This window comes from Aeromonas encheleia, from assembly GCF_900637545.1.
GTDB classification, from domain to species: Bacteria; Pseudomonadota; Gammaproteobacteria; order Enterobacterales; family Aeromonadaceae; genus Aeromonas; species Aeromonas encheleia.
Map to the genome: position 1 here is coordinate 2,246,262 of NZ_LR134376.1, position 14,427 is coordinate 2,260,688.

Sequence of the window (14,427 nt, forward strand, 5' to 3'; positions counted from 1 at the left end):
TATGTGCCTGTTGGGATGATACAGTGCCGTGCATGTTACCCGAATTGGGGGCGGCCTGCCTAGGGTTGTGGCCTTGCCTGGCGCGGCAGAGGGCATCCCGGATCCGCAGTCAAGCCACTGATTTGTGTGCGGTAACCGTTCACCTCAGCATAACGACAACATAATGGGGAGTTAATGGTGATTGATTCAGTAAAACAGATCCTTGCCGAATTTAAGCTGGCAGGGTGGGGCAAAGATCTGGTGGCGGCCGGTTTCGTGCGTGCCATCGAGCATCATGAGCAGCGCCTGACCATCAAGCTGGTGCTGCCGTTTGCCGGGCGCTCCCTGTTTGAGCAGATTAAGCAAGACTTCGATTCCCGCCTGTGCATCGCAACGGGAACCGCCGGCATCGACTGGCAATGCGACATCGAGGTGGCGAGCATGCCCCGTGCCCAGCAGCTGGCGGCGGTGCAGGGTATTCGCAACATCCTGGTGGTGGCCTCCGGCAAGGGCGGGGTGGGCAAGTCCACCACCGCCGTCAACCTGGCGCTGGCGCTGAGCAGGGAGGGGGCGCGGGTCGCTATCCTGGATGCGGACATCTATGGCCCCTCCATTCCGACCATGATGGGCACCCTCAAGGAGCGCCCCGGCAGCCGCGACGGCAAGACCATGGAGCCGGTGATGGCCTGTGGCCTCAAGAGCAACAGCATCGGTTACCTGGTGGCCGAGCAGGATGCCACCATCTGGCGCGGTCCCATGGCGAGCAAGGCGCTGGCGCAGATCCTGCACGAGACCCGTTGGGGCGAGGTGGATTACCTGGTGGTGGACATGCCACCCGGCACAGGGGACATCCAGCTCACCCTGGCCCAGCAGGTGCCGACCACGGCGGCGCTGATCATCACCACCCCGCAGGATGTGGCGCTGGCGGATGCACGCAAGGGCATCGCCATGTTCAACAAGGTGCATGTGCCTGTGCTCGGCATCATAGAGAACATGAGTTATCACGTCTGCAGCGCCTGCGGTCATCACGAGGCGCTGTTCGGGACCGGTGGCGGCCAGAAGATGGCAGAGCAGTATCAAGTGGCACTGCTTGGTCAGCTGCCGCTGCACATCGACATCCGTCAGCACATGGACAATGGGACTCCCACCGTGTTCGGTGCGCCGGAAGGGGAGTTGGCTGAGGCTTACCTCAAGCTGGCCCGCCGGGTCAGTGCCGAGCTCTATTTCAGCGGTAAACCGATTGCGACCCCGCTCTACACGGTAGCGCTGGACGAATAATCGGCTGTTGGCCGATTGCAATGGATTTGGGGTGGGCATGGCTCACCCTTTTTTATATAATGGATCGGTTTAAACAATCCCCAGTGCTCTTCTCCTTAGGTATTTTCAATGTCTGATACTCAACATTCGTGTGTGATCATCGGTATTGCTGGTGCATCCGCATCCGGCAAGAGTCTTATCGCTCAAACCATTTATGAAGAGCTGGTGGCCGAACTGGGCGCAGGTCAGATTGGTGTGATCACCGAAGATTGCTACTACCGTGATCAGACCCACCTGACCATGGAAGAGCGGGTCAAAACCAACTATGACCATCCGAATGCCCTGGATCATGATCTGCTGGTGCAGCATCTGAGCCAGCTGGTACGCGGAGAAGCCGTCGATATTCCCCAGTACTCCTATACCGAACACACCCGCCTGGCGGAGGTGACCGCCTTTGCCCCCCGTCGGGTCATCATCCTGGAAGGGATACTGCTGCTGACCGACAGTCGGCTGCGGGAGCTGATGGATGCCTCCATCTTCATGGATACCCCGCTGGACATCTGCCTGTTGCGCCGGCTGGTGCGCGATGTGCAAGAGCGCGGCCGGACCATGGACTCGGTACTCAAGCAGTATCAGAAGACGGTGCGCCCGATGTTCATGCAGTTCATCGACCCGTCCAAGCAGTATGCCGATGTGATAGTGCCCCGCGGTGGCAAGAATCGCATCGCCATCGACATGCTCAAGGCGCGCATTCGCCACATGTTGATCGGATAAGATGCTACAAGCCGGGCGATGCCCGGCTTTTTTAAATGAATCATTTAGCAGGAGAGTCGCCCAATGCGTCTTTGTGATACCGATATCGAACGCCATCTGGATGAAGGCAAGATCGTCATTGAGCCGAGGCCCGGTGTTGAGCGGATCAGTGGCGTCAGCGTCGATGTGCTGCTCGGCAACGAGTTCCGGGTGTTCCGCGATCACACCGCCCCCTATATCGACCTGAGCGGCCCGAGCAGCGAGATGGCCGATGCCATCGATCGGGTGATGAGCGACGAGATCCACATTGCGGACGGTGAGGCCTTCTATCTGCATCCGGGTCAGCTGGCCCTGGCGGTGACCTACGAATCCGTCACCCTGCCGGCCGATATCGTCGGCTGGCTGGATGGTCGCTCCTCCCTGGCCAGACTGGGGCTGATGGTGCACGTGACCGCGCACCGCATCGATCCGGGCTGGTCCGGTCGCATCGTGCTGGAGTTCTACAACGGCGGCAAGCTGCCGCTGGCGTTGCGTCCCAAGATGAAGATAGGCGCGCTCAACTTCGAGATGCTCTCAGGTACGGCCGCCCGTCCTTACAACAAGCGGGAAAATGCCAAGTACAAGAGCCAGCAGGGGGCGGTGGCCAGTCGGATGAATCAGGACTGATTGAGCCTCGTATACTGCTAGCTTGTAGAGGGTACCCAGGTACCCTTTTTTCATTTTCTGGTGAGATGCCATGATGCCTGGCGTCGGGGTCTCAGCCGTCGGCACAGGGCAAAACCGCAAAATCGGTTGCGGGGAAAGAGCGAAAAAATGGGTTCTCATAGATGAATTGGGGTTGATTGAAACCCATCCAGAAGGGAGAGGAGGGGTTTAATTAATCTCTGACAAGGCGCATTCCCACAGGCCCTAAGACATTTTCTGACGGAATGCCCGTTTTTTTTCTTACTGAAATATTTCAACAACGGGTATGGCGCATCGAGCCTTCTGGCATAATCCGCCGCAACTCATAAACAGGTTCGTTTTTATGTTTGAAATGTTTAGTGGTTTGGGTTTGTGGTGGTCAATCGGTTTGGTATTGGCCGTTTTTTTTGTGCTGGCTTATGAATTCATCAACGGCTTTCACGATACCGCCAACGCGGTAGCAACGGTTATCTATACCAAGGCGATGCCCGCTCATACGGCGGTAGTGGCTTCTGGTCTGTTCAACTTTGCCGGGGTCATGATGGGCGGATTGGGGGTGGCATACGCCATAGTCCATCTGTTGCCCATCGATCTGCTGCTCGGCATGGATTCCACCCAGGGTTTGATCATGGTGTTCTCCCTGCTGTTCTCTGCCATCGTCTGGAACCTGGGTACCTGGTTCTTCGGCATCCCGGCATCCAGCTCGCACACCTTGATCGGTTCCATTCTGGGGGTAGGTGGTGCCTATGCCTGGCTCAATCACCAACCTCTTACGCAGGGGATCAACGTCGGTAAAGCCATCGACATCATGCTCTCCCTGATCATCTCTCCCACCGTGGGGTTCATCATCGCCGCCTTGTTGCTGTTTGCCATGAAGCGCGTCTGGCAGGGCAGCAAGATCCATAAAACCCCGGAAGAGCGTCTGCTTGTGGACGGCAAGAAGCATCCACCATTCTGGGCCCGTGTGACCTTGATTTGTTCCGCCATGGGCGTGAGCTTCGTACATGGCTCCAACGATGGCCAGAAGGGCATAGGTCTGGTGATGCTGGTGCTGATCTGCATGGCACCTGCCTACTTCGCGCTGGATATGAGCAGCCGCTCCTACGAGCTGGATCGGACCCAGGACGCCAACCAGCGCATCCTGGAGATCTACCAGCGCAACCATGAGCAGGTGTCCCAGGTCGTGAACTTCAGCGTGCCGGCGCATGCCCAGCAAGAGCTGATGACACACTGCTCCGCCGGTGAGGCACTCGAGGCGATGGCCACGCTGGATAACCGTCTCGGTCAGGTGCGTACCTATGAAGAGATGGACTTGACCGACCGCCGCGAAGTGCGTCGTCTGCTGCTCTGCATCGACGACACCGCCCGCAAGGTCTCCAAGTTGCCGCTGCCGGCCAAGGAGCTGACCGATCTGGCCAAATGGCGCAAGGATCTGACCGCGACGGCCGAATATGCACCGACCTGGGTCATCGTCTCCATCGCCCTGGCGCTGGGTTGCGGTACCATGGTGGGCTGGCGCCGTATCGTCTACACGGTCGGTGAGAAGATTGGCTCTTCCGGCATGACTTACAGCCAGGGGATTGCCGCCCAGATCACGGCCGCGGCCTCCATCGGGGTAGCCAGCCTGACCGGCATGCCCGTATCCACCACCCATATCCTCTCCTCCGCGGTGGCGGGGACCATGGTGGCCAACAAGTCAGGGCTGCAGAGCCAGACCATCAAGACCATACTGCTGGCCTGGGTGCTGACCCTGCCGCTGACCATGTTGCTCTCCGGTGGCCTGTTCCTTATCAGCAACAGCCTGTTTGGCAACTGATAGCAGATAACCTGATTGAATGACGAAGGGCCTACGGGCCCTTTTTTCATGCCAGCTTATCAGCAATGGTGTGCGCTACTTAGTGATCGAATCAGGCTATATGCCATCAAACTAGATTTGTGATATACAGATAAACACCCCCGACCTTACCTCCATCAACACCCTCAGCAAAACCCTGCCACCAAGCCAGGGGATCACCTCCCAACGAGAGCTTGAAAAGGCAGGAGCACTCAGTGCTGGCTCCTCTTGCGCTATGGTGCTTGAGCGTTGAGATATGGTGATGATGGATGGGCGTCAGCCTCGTTTCCAGATAAGACCGTGCTGTTGCCTGGAAGAGGCATCTCGGTTCAATGGGGCGTACCGCACCTTATCACCCGACCAGAGAGACGAACGTTATGTGTCAGCACCTGTGGGCAGGCTAAATGAAAGAACAGGGAGTGAGATATGGAGCTAATCCTGCGGTGGCGCCAATGTGGGGAGAGGCTGTGTGCCGGATACCTCGCGGGAAGACGCGCGTGAGCAGAGCAGGCCGCAACGACTGTATGACCGGGGCTGATGTGCATCCCGATTGCAGGCAAGACACCATTCAGCTGTGACGCCAGAGCAGAGTGAGACTTGGAGGGGAAGAGAGAAGATAGGGGGAGATGGATCTACTGAGGGGAATACCCTCGGCAGCAAGGCAAAAAAAGAGCCACACAGGGTGTGGCTCTTTTTATCAGACTAGCGAACTAGCAGATCAGGGACGACCCGCCGGGCTGGTTGCCACGTTGACCGCAGCAGTGCTGCCAGCGTGACGGCCAGAGCTGGCGACTTCGTTGCGAACCAACGGTGCCTGCTCGACCGGCAGCTCAGACTCAGGCTGAGCAGGGGCCGCAGCCGGTGTCGCCATAGGCGCAGAGGCTTTGCGAGCTCGCGCCAGAACACCTGCACCCTGATCGACCGGTTTGGTCGGGGCAGCCACGGCGGCCTTGGCAACGGTCTCGACCTGAGACGCGACTACTGGTGCGGGCTCAGCGACGGGGGCGGCTGCAACTTCCTCAACCGGCAATGCGGCTTCGGTGCTGACCACAGGTGCCACTTCCACGGCAACAGGAGCAGGAGCAGGAGCAACCTCGGCGATGGGGGCCTCAACCACAGGCGCCTCTTCGACGACCACGGCAGCAGCGACTTCCGCCACAACCGGCTCGGCAACGGGTGCTACCTCTGCAACGGGCTCGGCGACGGCTTGGACAACCACTGGCTCAACGACGGGCTCAACCACAGTCGCAGCGGCCTGTTCACGGGCTTCTTCCGCCACGGCTTCCGCGACCACGTGCTCGGTCAGGGCGGCAGAGGCTTGCAGCGCGGCAGCAACGGCTTCGGCGCTCGGGATGGTGATGACGGGTACCGCAGGCTCTTCCACTTTCACCTGAGCAGCATCCGCCTGAGCGGCCGCAGTCAGTTGAACGTCAGCCTGGGGCTCATCATCACGCTGGCCACGAGCATCTTCGTTGATGCGCTTGCGACGCTGACCTTCGATACGCTGGCTGCGCGGGGTACGACGAGAGCGGCGCTGACCGTCGGTCTGCTCCTCTTGCTCACCGGCCACAGCCTGCGTCTCGACGACGTCATCCGCCTGCTCGTCCACCGGCAGGGCAGGGGTGTCGGCAGCAACGACATCGACGCGAACCTGCTTGCGCAGTTGACGACGTTCGCGGCGCTCGGCCACCTTCTGCTCTTTCTCCTGCTGCGGCTCGTCATTGACGATGGCAGCATCAAGCTGAACGGCTTCTACCGCTTCAACGACCACCTCGGCACGAGGTTCACGCGGAGCACGGGGTTCGCGAGCCGGGCGCGGGGCGCGGGGTTCACGTTCCTGACGCGGCTCACGAGGTTCGCGATCCACACGCGGTTCGTTGCGTGCTTCGTTGCGTGCTTCGCCACGGGGCTCGCGCTCCTGACGGGGTTCACGATCCATGCGCTGTTCGCTGCGGGCTTCACCACGGACTTCACGTTCCTGGCGCGGCTCGCGCTCTTTGCGCGGACGACGGTTGCGGCTCTCGCCACCCTCGCGGTTGGCGGTACCTTCACGCTTCTCACCCGCTTCCGCAGTGTTGCGGTTGCTGCGGTTGTCGTCGCGACGGGGACGCTGACCACGGGCACGGTTCTCATCGCGCTGATGACGGTGACCGTCATCCTTGCGATCTTCCCGTTGCACGGCCGGCTTCTCGGCAGCAGGGGCCTTGACATCGCTAGGGGCGGCGTCGGAACCGAACAGACCGGAGATGGCCTTGCACAGTTTGCCGAACAGACCCGTTTCGGCGACAACCGGTGCCGGCGCGGCGACGGGAGCCGGAGCGACAGGCGCGGGTTGGGGAGCCTGCACGAAGCCTTGCAGCAACGGTTGCTCGCGCTCGATCACCTGAGCCTGCTTCGGCTGGTAGACCGGCTTGGCAATCTCGGTTTTCAGCTCGTAGCTGGCCGCTTCCGGGACTTCATTCTGACGAATACGGGTCACTTCGTAGTGCGGGGTTTCCAGATGCTGGTTCGGAATGATGTACAGACGCACTTCATTACGCTGTTCCAGACTGGCGATGGCGGTACGCTTCTCGTTGAGCAGATAGGCGGCGACGTCGACCGGCACCTGAGCATGAACCTGCTCGGTGTTGTCCTTCATGGCCTCTTCTTCGATGAGACGCAGGATGGACAAGGCCAGTGATTCGTTGTCACGGATCACACCCTGACCCTGGCAGCGAGGGCAGATGTGGCTGCTGGACTCGTTGAGGGAGGGGCGCAGACGCTGACGGGACATCTCCAGCAGACCGAAACGGGAGATCCGTCCCAGCTGGATGCGGGCTCTGTCCTGGTGCACGGCTTCACGCAGACGGTTTTCCACTTCGCGTTGATGGCGAACCGGCGTCATGTCGATGAAGTCGATGACGATCAGGCCACCCAGATCGCGCAGACGCAATTGACGGGCAATTTCGTCGGCCGCTTCCAGGTTGGTCTGCAGCGCCGTCTCTTCGATATCGCCGCCCTTGGTGGCGCGGGAGGAGTTGATATCGATGGAGGTGAGCGCTTCGGTCGGATCGATGACGATGCTGCCGCCGGAGGGCAGACGCACTTCACGCTGGAAGGCCGACTCGATCTGGCTCTCGATCTGGAAGTGATTGAACAGAGCAACTTCGCCCTTGTACAGCTTCACACGGTTGAGAAAATCGGGACGGACCAGCTCGATGTGAGACTTGGCACGCTCGAAGATGACCGGATTGTCGATCAGGATCTCGCCCACATCGCGACGCAGGTAATCACGGATGGCGCGCACGATCACGTTGCTTTCCTGATGGATAAGCACCGGAGCGGAGCGGTTCTGTGACGCCTTGTGGATGGAATCCCAGTGGTTGAGCAGAACGTTCAAGTCCCATTCCAGCTCTTCCGGGGATTTACCCACACCGGCGGTGCGCACGATGAGGCCCATGCCGTCCGGCACGGTCAGGCCACTCAGGGCTTCTTTCAGTTCTGTCCTTTCATCACCCTCGATGCGACGGGAGATACCACCGGCACGGGGGTTGTTCGGCATCAGCACCAGGTAGCTGCCGGCCAGGCTGATAAAGGTAGTGAGGGCCGCACCCTTGGTGCCACGCTCTTCCTTATCAATCTGGACGATCACTTCCTGACCTTCGCGGATCACTTCTTTGATGTTGGGACGACCCTGATAGGAGTAACCGGAGGGGAAGTAATTGCGGGCGATTTCCTTTAATGGCAGGAAACCGTGGCGCTCGGCGCCATAGTCGACAAAAGCAGCTTCGAGACTGGGTTCTACGCGGGTGATTTTACCCTTGTAAATGTTCGCTTTCTTCTGCTCGTGTCCCGGACTTTCAATATCCAAATCGTAGAGCTGTTGTCCGTCAACCAGCGCTACGCGCAACTCCTCTTCCTGAGTCGCGTTGATTAGCATTCTTTTCATTGAGTTCTCATTATTTTGTCATTTTGATTCCTCCACAGGGTCCTGCCGGTGCCGGCCTCGGGTCTTCAGCATGCTTGGGCAACCTCCCGGTTGGGGCATGCATGAGGCGCAAACTAAGGGCACTCTGGTTCTGCCTTCTCGAGAAGGCGTGAATTAAGGATACCGATGTGGAGACAATTAAACCGGTTCTGTTTGCGTTCTCCATGCGTTGTACCTCGCACCCGGGAACCGTCATGTTCTTGTATACACGGTGTTTCGGGATTGGGTGGCATAATTTTTGGCCACTTAGTACAAGGCTTGAACACAATGACAAAACCTTGTTTATTATCCCATTTAAACCACTTTTATAGCAAGGTGCCATTTTTTAACAAAGCATGCAGCCAAGGGGCACCGGCAGTGTTAAAATCCGCGCCATGACACAGATACATCAACAAGTGCAGCTGCTCACCATCGAAGCTGAGCATGAAGGGCAGCGCATCGACAATTTTCTCAAGACTCAGTTAAAGGGCGTCCCCAAGAGCCTGATCTATCGCATCCTTCGAAAAGGAGAGGTGCGCGTCAACAAGAAACGCATCAAACCCGAATACAAACTCTGCCCAGGTGACGAGGTGCGGGTTCCGCCCGTGCGCGTTGCCGAGAAGAACGAATTGCCCTCTGCCAACCTCGGCAGCATCCAGCGTCTGGAGAGCCAGATCCTGTTTGAAGACGAGGCCATGATAGTGCTCAACAAGCCGTCCGGCATGGCCGTGCACGGTGGCAGCGGCCTGAGCTTCGGGGTCATCGAGGGGCTGCGAGCCCTGCGCCCGGAAGCTCGCTTCCTGGAGCTGGTGCACCGCCTCGACCGCGACACCTCAGGCGTACTGCTGGTTGCCAAGAAGCGCAGTGCCCTGCGCAGCCTGCACGAGCAGCTGCGGGTCAAGACCATGCGCAAGCAATATCTGGCGCTGGTGCGTGGCCAATGGCAGTCCCACGTCAAGGTGGTCAATGCGCCGCTGCGCAAGAACGATCTGCAATCCGGCGAGCGTGTGGTGCGAGTCAACAGTGACGGCAAGCCATCCGAAACCCGTTTCCGGATCGCCCGCCAATTTGCCGAGGCGACCCTGGTTGAATGCAGCCCCATCACCGGCCGCACCCACCAGATCCGGGTCCATACCCAGCATGCCGGCCATCCCATCGCCTGCGATGACAAGTATGGCGAAGCCGCCTTCGACGAGAAGATGCGTGCCCAGGGCTTGAAACGGCTGTTCTTGCACGCCTGGAAGCTCAGCTTCACCCATCCGGCCGATGGCCGCGAGATGCAGGTGGAGGCGCCACTCGCTCCCGAGCTCGACAACTTCCTGAACAAGCTGGCGCGCTGATGAAGGCTATCCGGCTCGCCATCTTCGACTGGGACGGTACCCTGATGGATTCGGTGGGCCGGATCGTCGCCTGTGTGCAGGGGGCTGCACGGGATTGTGGCGAACCCGTGCCGACGGCGCAGGAGACGCACCAGATCATCGGGCTCAGCCTCGAGGTCGGCATGCCTCGGCTGTTCAACCTGCCCCAGGGCGGCGAGCGGGCTCAGGCCCTGATCGCCCGTTATCGCCACCACTACCTGCATGATGACACACCGAGCCCGCTGTTTGCCGGGGCCAGCGACTTGTTGCATAACTGGCATGAGCAGGGTATTGCGTTGGCGGTGGCCACGGGCAAGTCCCGCCGTGGCCTGGACAGGGTACTGGACGAGACGGGGCTGCGCCCCTTGTTTGCCGCCACCCGTGGCGCGGACGAGGCGAACTCCAAGCCCGATCCCCTGATGCTGGTGCAGATCCTGGATGAACTGGGGCTGGCCCCTCATCAGGCGCTGATGATAGGGGATTCCGTCCACGACATGGCGATGGCGGAGGCGTTGCAGATGCCGCGCCTCGGCGTGACCTGGGGCGTGCACGACAGGGCCCGGTTGGCCGAGCATCATCCCGTTGCCATCGTCGATACCATGGAGGCGCTGAGGCAACAGCTGAGTTGATCGGCCTGCTTATCTACTCATCGTAAAACGGGAGCCTTGGCTCCCGTTGTTGATCTCGGCGCATGCCGTGGCTTAGGGCAGGGCCAGACCATGCAGACCCAGCAGCTCGATCAGGCCGATGAGGGGGAGGCCGATCAGCGCATTGGGATCCCGCCCCTCCAGCCCCCTGAACAACACTATGCCCAGCCCCTCGCACTTGAAGCTGCCGGCGCAATCGAGCGGCAGCTCAGCCTCCACATAACGGCGGACCGCAGCCTCATCGAGGGAGCGAAAGTGCACGGTGAAGGGTTCGACCAGCTGCTCAACCTGACCGCTTGCGGCATCCAGCACGCACAAGCCGGTATAGAAGGTGACGCTCCTGCCCTGTGCCGCCATCAGCTGCGCCACCGCCTTCTCCACCGTGCCCGGCTTGCCGAGAATGCGGCCGTCACACACGCACACCTGATCCGAGCCGATGATCAGCCCCTGCTTATGCTGGCTGGCAATGGCGCTCGCCTTGGCATGAGCCAGCCGGGCGACCAGCACCTCGGCCGACTCCCCGGGCAGAGGGGTTTCATCGACGGCGGGGGAGGCGCATTGAAACGGCAGGCCGAGTTTTTCCAGCAGTGCCTTGCGATAGCGGGAAGTGGAGGAGAGGATCAGGGGAGTGCGCATATTTTGGTGATATCCATCTATAAATCAATTGGTTGATTCTACCGATGTGGGGCGAACAGCACAAATAGACCGGAAGGTCACAGCCAGGGGGGCCGGTGCTGACTGCCCACGCCGCTGCCAAGCGGAGGCTTGGCTGAGGTCGCCCCACAGACCACCGGAAAAACGGCTATAAGCATAGGGTAATGAGGCGGGAGAGACCGATGACTAGATACGGAGTACTGGCCCTGATGCTGATCTCCCTGGCGAGCTGGGGGCAGGGGTGGCAACGCCAGCAGAGTGAGGCGGGGGTGATGCTCTGGACCCAGCCCCGTCCCCCGTCCCCCTTCCTGGCCCTGCGCCTGGAGATGAGAGTCATGGCGGATCCCGCTGCGCTGCTGGCCGTGCTGCGGGACACCGCGCGTCATCGGGAGTGGTTGCCCCAGAGTCGCGAGGTACGGCTGCTGGCAAGGTCCGGCCCCGATGACGATCTGGTCTATACCCGACTGGAATCCCCCTGGCCAGTACAGGACAGAGAGCTTATCACCCGTTCTCATCTGAGCAGACGGGCCGACTGCGGGCTGGAACTCAAGGTGTGGGCCGAGCCGGATGCCTTGGCTGCGCGTCCTGGTCTGGTGCGGATCCGGGCCAGTGCCGGGCGGTGGGAAGCGTTGCCACAACAGGATGGCTCTACCCTGATCAGGCTGGAGACCTATACCAACCCAGGCGACAACCTGCCGGGCTGGCTGGTCAATCCGATGGCTGTCAAGGCGGCGCTAGCCAGCTTTCAGGCCATCCGGCGATTAATGGAGGCGCAACCCCGATCAAAGTCTCAAAAGAAGCTGCTGGGTGGCAGTAAACATTGTCCTGCCACTCCCTGAGGGGGAAAGGAAGGTGCGGTTGCGATCAGTCACCCATAACCAGCACGGGGCAGGTGGCGGGGCTGTCAGGAGTGCTCGCGATCACGGACTCGATGCGATAGAGGCCGTCGTAATCTGCCGCGGCCCCCTCGCTGTCGGCGTTATCTTCGAAATGACCGGTTACCTCGACATAGATCGGCTGATGGTCGCCCAGTTTACTGACCTTGTCCCGCAAGGGTTGCAGCACGCTTTTCTCGCCCAGCACCCAGAACGCGTTGTCCGAGCCGCAGGGAATGAAGGATTCGACCTCGCGCTCCCAGTAATAGTGGCCGGTGGCCTTCTCTTCGGCGAATGCGGGTAGCAGTAAGCTGCCAACTGACAGCAACAGGGCGAACGACCAGGGGATCAGGCCTTTCATGGGCACACTCCAGATGATGTCCTTATAAGATCCACCCTTATCCTAAGACAGAGCATAAGACGCTGTAAGGGTGTTTTTTGACCAGTGCGTCAGGTTCAGTCGAGGGGGAGGGCCGCGCGGTCGTCCGCATCAGCCTGGATCTGCTCGCTCAGCATGCCCCTGCTAGTGCGTTGCCACTGGATCGTGCAGGATCCTGTGTGGGATCCCGAGGTTTGTGGCATAATCAGCCACCGATGAACACAAGTTCCTGTATTCAGGGGACCTGTGCGGTTAAAATCATCGGCGGTAAGGACTTTTTCCTTTGACTATCCCTTGTTGGACCTATAATATTCGCGCCCTATGCAAAAGGTGAAGTTGCCCGTTAAGGTTGATCCAGTCCGTAATGCCTTGAAGCTACTCGACTATGTCGGGATAGTGGAAAAGTCGCAGATGCCCAGATTGGAAGCGTCAACCGAAGGCTTGCGAAGTGATGTGGATGTCACTGTGCAATTTGGTAAAGATATCCAGCATTTGACCGTTATGAAAGGCACTGCCCATGCCAAGGTCAATCTGGTTTGCCAACGTTGTGGAGAGGCATTCGAACACCTTTGTGAAGCTGATTTTATCTACACTCCGCTGTTTGAAAAAACAAACGAGGAAGAACTGCCGGAAGCTTATGAGCCCATTGAGTTGGATGAAAACGGCGAGATAGATCTTCATCAAATCCTGGAGGATGAACTCATCCTCTCGTTGCCTCAGGTAGCAATGCATCCAATGGATGTTTGCCCGCGAGGGAACATGGAGATGACTTGGGGTGATATCGAACCTGCTGATGAGCGGCCGAATCCCTTTGCAGTTCTTGAAGAGCTCAAACGTAAGTGAATTTTTAGGAGTTAGCCTACCATGGCCGTACAACAGAACCGTAAAACCCGCGCCAAGCGTGGCATGCGTCGTTCCCACGATGCACTGACCGCAGCAGCACTGACTGTTGATCAGACCAGTGGTGAAATCCATCGTCGTCACCACGTGACTGCCGATGGTTTCTACCGCGGTAAAAAGGTAATCGCTTAAGGATTGCCTTTGTCTACGCAAACTGTCGCGCTAGACATAATGGGGGGAGATATTGGCCCCTCGGAAACAGTGCCTGCCGCCGTGCAGGCACTGTCTCTTCTGCCTCAGCTCAAACTTATTCTGGTCGGTGACCAACACCAGACCGCCTCCCTGTTACAGCAACATGGCTTGCTGACTCATCCCCGCGTTCGTATCGTGCATGCTTCACAGGTGGTGAGCATGGGCGAAAAACCGATCGTGGCGCTGCGTACCCTGAAAGACTCCTCCATGCGTGTGGTCCTGGATCTGGTCAAGGCCGGTGAGGCCGATGCCTGCGTCAGCGCCGGCAATACCGGCGCCCTGATGGCCATGGCCAAGTGTGTGCTCAAATCCCTGCCCGGTGTCGATCGGCCTGCGCTGATCAAGGCGCTGCCAACCCTGGGTGGCAAACGCACCGTGATGCTGGATCTGGGGGCGAACGTGAGCTGCGATGCCGACACCTTGCTGCAATTTGCGGTGATGGGGTCTGTGGTGGCGGAGCGGGTCGAGGGGATCGCCTCACCCCGGGTGGCGCTGCTCAACGTGGGGGAGGAGGAGATCAAAGGCAACGATCTGGTGCGCCACAGCGCCGAGCTGCTACGGCAGTGCAGCGCGCTCAATTTTGTCGGTTTCATCGAGGGAGACAGGATCTTCAGCGGTGAATGTGACGTCATCGTCTGCGATGGCTTCGTCGGCAACGTGGCGCTCAAGACGGCCGAGGGGGTGGTGCGAATGATGGCCCAACTGGCCGGATATCCCCGCAAGAAACGCAGTTTTCTTGGCCGGATCGCCGGATTTATGTTCAAACGGCGTTTTTCTTACCTGAACCCCGACCAGTATAATGGCGCAAGTCTGTTAGGATTGCGCGGCATTGTGGTAAAAAGCCATGGGCGGGCCGAACGGCGCGCTCTGTGTAATGCGATCCTGCTGGCCGCACAAGAGGCCAAGCATCAGCTTCCATTGCAAATAGCAGATCGCCTTGAATCTGTCTTTTCCGACAGGGACCTATAA

13 protein-coding genes are annotated in these 14,427 nt (G+C 59.4%); 10 read left to right on the forward strand and 3 right to left on the reverse strand.

The features are described 5' to 3' along the window. Window positions 1-174 precede the first annotated feature (174 nt). The 4 genes from apbC to EL255_RS10440 all read left to right on the forward strand — a co-directional run bounded on the left by apbC (window position 175) and on the right by EL255_RS10440 (window position 4,489). Window positions 175-1,257 carry an iron-sulfur cluster carrier protein ApbC gene (gene apbC / locus EL255_RS10425; RefSeq protein ID WP_042654778.1) on the forward strand — a complete coding sequence of 361 codons (1,083 nt, stop codon included), beginning with the start codon at window positions 175-177 and terminating at the stop codon, window positions 1,255-1,257. Window positions 1,258-1,365: 108 nt separating this feature from the next. After that, window positions 1,366-2,010, forward strand: a complete 645-nt coding sequence (gene udk / locus EL255_RS10430; RefSeq protein ID WP_042654777.1) for a uridine kinase — start codon at window positions 1,366-1,368, stop codon at window positions 2,008-2,010. Between the two features lie 63 nt (window positions 2,011-2,073). Continuing rightward, window positions 2,074-2,655, forward strand: a complete 582-nt coding sequence (dcd, locus tag EL255_RS10435; protein WP_042654776.1) for a dCTP deaminase — start codon at window positions 2,074-2,076, stop codon at window positions 2,653-2,655. A gap of 361 nt (window positions 2,656-3,016) precedes the next feature. Continuing rightward, complete coding sequence (locus EL255_RS10440) at window positions 3,017-4,489, forward strand: inorganic phosphate transporter (RefSeq protein ID WP_042654775.1); 1,473 nt, start codon at window positions 3,017-3,019, stop codon at window positions 4,487-4,489. 736 nt (window positions 4,490-5,225) lie between these two features. Here EL255_RS10440 and rne read toward each other — a convergent pair. Next, complete coding sequence (gene rne / locus EL255_RS10445; protein ID WP_042654774.1) at window positions 5,226-8,435, reverse strand: ribonuclease E; 3,210 nt, start codon at window positions 8,433-8,435, stop codon at window positions 5,226-5,228. A 413-nt stretch (window positions 8,436-8,848) separates the two neighbouring features. Between rne and rluC the strand changes: the two genes are divergently transcribed. Then, window positions 8,849-9,793 carry a 23S rRNA pseudouridine(955/2504/2580) synthase RluC gene (rluC, locus tag EL255_RS10450; RefSeq protein WP_218329247.1) on the forward strand — a complete coding sequence of 315 codons (945 nt, stop codon included), beginning with the start codon at window positions 8,849-8,851 and terminating at the stop codon, window positions 9,791-9,793. Beyond that, window positions 9,793-10,440 (forward strand): HAD family hydrolase, encoded by a 648-nt coding sequence (locus tag EL255_RS10455; RefSeq protein ID WP_042654772.1) that lies wholly within the window; start codon window positions 9,793-9,795, stop codon window positions 10,438-10,440. Before rluC ends, EL255_RS10455 begins: the two co-directional genes overlap by 1 nt. A gap of 72 nt (window positions 10,441-10,512) precedes the next feature. Here the strand turns inward: EL255_RS10455 and EL255_RS10460 are convergent, their stop codons facing one another. Then, on the reverse strand, window positions 10,513-11,094 hold the full coding sequence (locus EL255_RS10460; protein ID WP_042654771.1) for a Maf family protein: 582 nt from the start codon (window positions 11,092-11,094) through the stop codon (window positions 10,513-10,515). 200 nt (window positions 11,095-11,294) lie between these two features. On the opposite strand from EL255_RS10460, the gene EL255_RS10465 reads away from it, so the two are divergent. Beyond that, window positions 11,295-11,951 carry an START domain-containing protein gene (locus tag EL255_RS10465; protein ID WP_042654770.1) on the forward strand — a complete coding sequence of 219 codons (657 nt, stop codon included), beginning with the start codon at window positions 11,295-11,297 and terminating at the stop codon, window positions 11,949-11,951. Window positions 11,952-11,976: 25 nt separating this feature from the next. On the opposite strand, the gene EL255_RS10470 is transcribed toward EL255_RS10465, so the two are convergent. Then, window positions 11,977-12,348, reverse strand: a complete 372-nt coding sequence (locus EL255_RS10470) for a hypothetical protein (protein WP_042654769.1) — start codon at window positions 12,346-12,348, stop codon at window positions 11,977-11,979. 339 nt (window positions 12,349-12,687) lie between these two features. On the opposite strand from EL255_RS10470, the gene yceD reads away from it, so the two are divergent. From yceD to plsX, 3 genes are read left to right on the forward strand one after another with little or no spacing between them, the layout of a single operon-like run. After that, a complete protein-coding gene (yceD, locus tag EL255_RS10475) occupies window positions 12,688-13,209 on the forward strand; it encodes a 23S rRNA accumulation protein YceD (RefSeq protein WP_084228411.1) in 522 nt (173 codons plus the stop codon). Window positions 13,210-13,230: 21 nt separating this feature from the next. Continuing rightward, entirely contained in the window at window positions 13,231-13,398 is a 168-nt protein-coding gene (rpmF, locus tag EL255_RS10480; RefSeq protein WP_081966227.1) for a 50S ribosomal protein L32, read from the forward strand. 9 nt (window positions 13,399-13,407) lie between these two features. After that, on the forward strand, window positions 13,408-14,427 hold the full coding sequence (gene plsX, locus EL255_RS10485; RefSeq protein ID WP_042654768.1) for a phosphate acyltransferase PlsX: 1,020 nt from the start codon (window positions 13,408-13,410) through the stop codon (window positions 14,425-14,427).

Coding starts and splice junctions, on each gene's coding strand:
- apbC (WP_042654778.1), top strand. CDS start 175: ATGGTGATTGATTCAGTAAAACAGATCCTTGCCGAATTTAAGCTGGCA.
- udk (WP_042654777.1), top strand. CDS start 1,366: ATGTCTGATACTCAACATTCGTGTGTGATCATCGGTATTGCTGGTGCA.
- dcd (WP_042654776.1), top strand. CDS start 2,074: ATGCGTCTTTGTGATACCGATATCGAACGCCATCTGGATGAAGGCAAG.
- EL255_RS10440 (WP_042654775.1), top strand. CDS start 3,017: ATGTTTGAAATGTTTAGTGGTTTGGGTTTGTGGTGGTCAATCGGTTTG.
- rne (WP_042654774.1), bottom strand. CDS start 8,435: ATGAAAAGAATGCTAATCAACGCGACTCAGGAAGAGGAGTTGCGCGTA.
- rluC (WP_218329247.1), top strand. CDS start 8,849: ATGACACAGATACATCAACAAGTGCAGCTGCTCACCATCGAAGCTGAG.
- EL255_RS10455 (WP_042654772.1), top strand. CDS start 9,793: ATGAAGGCTATCCGGCTCGCCATCTTCGACTGGGACGGTACCCTGATG.
- EL255_RS10460 (WP_042654771.1), bottom strand. CDS start 11,094: ATGCGCACTCCCCTGATCCTCTCCTCCACTTCCCGCTATCGCAAGGCA.
- EL255_RS10465 (WP_042654770.1), top strand. CDS start 11,295: ATGACTAGATACGGAGTACTGGCCCTGATGCTGATCTCCCTGGCGAGC.
- EL255_RS10470 (WP_042654769.1), bottom strand. CDS start 12,348: ATGAAAGGCCTGATCCCCTGGTCGTTCGCCCTGTTGCTGTCAGTTGGC.
- yceD (WP_084228411.1), top strand. CDS start 12,688: ATGCAAAAGGTGAAGTTGCCCGTTAAGGTTGATCCAGTCCGTAATGCC.
- rpmF (WP_081966227.1), top strand. CDS start 13,231: ATGGCCGTACAACAGAACCGTAAAACCCGCGCCAAGCGTGGCATGCGT.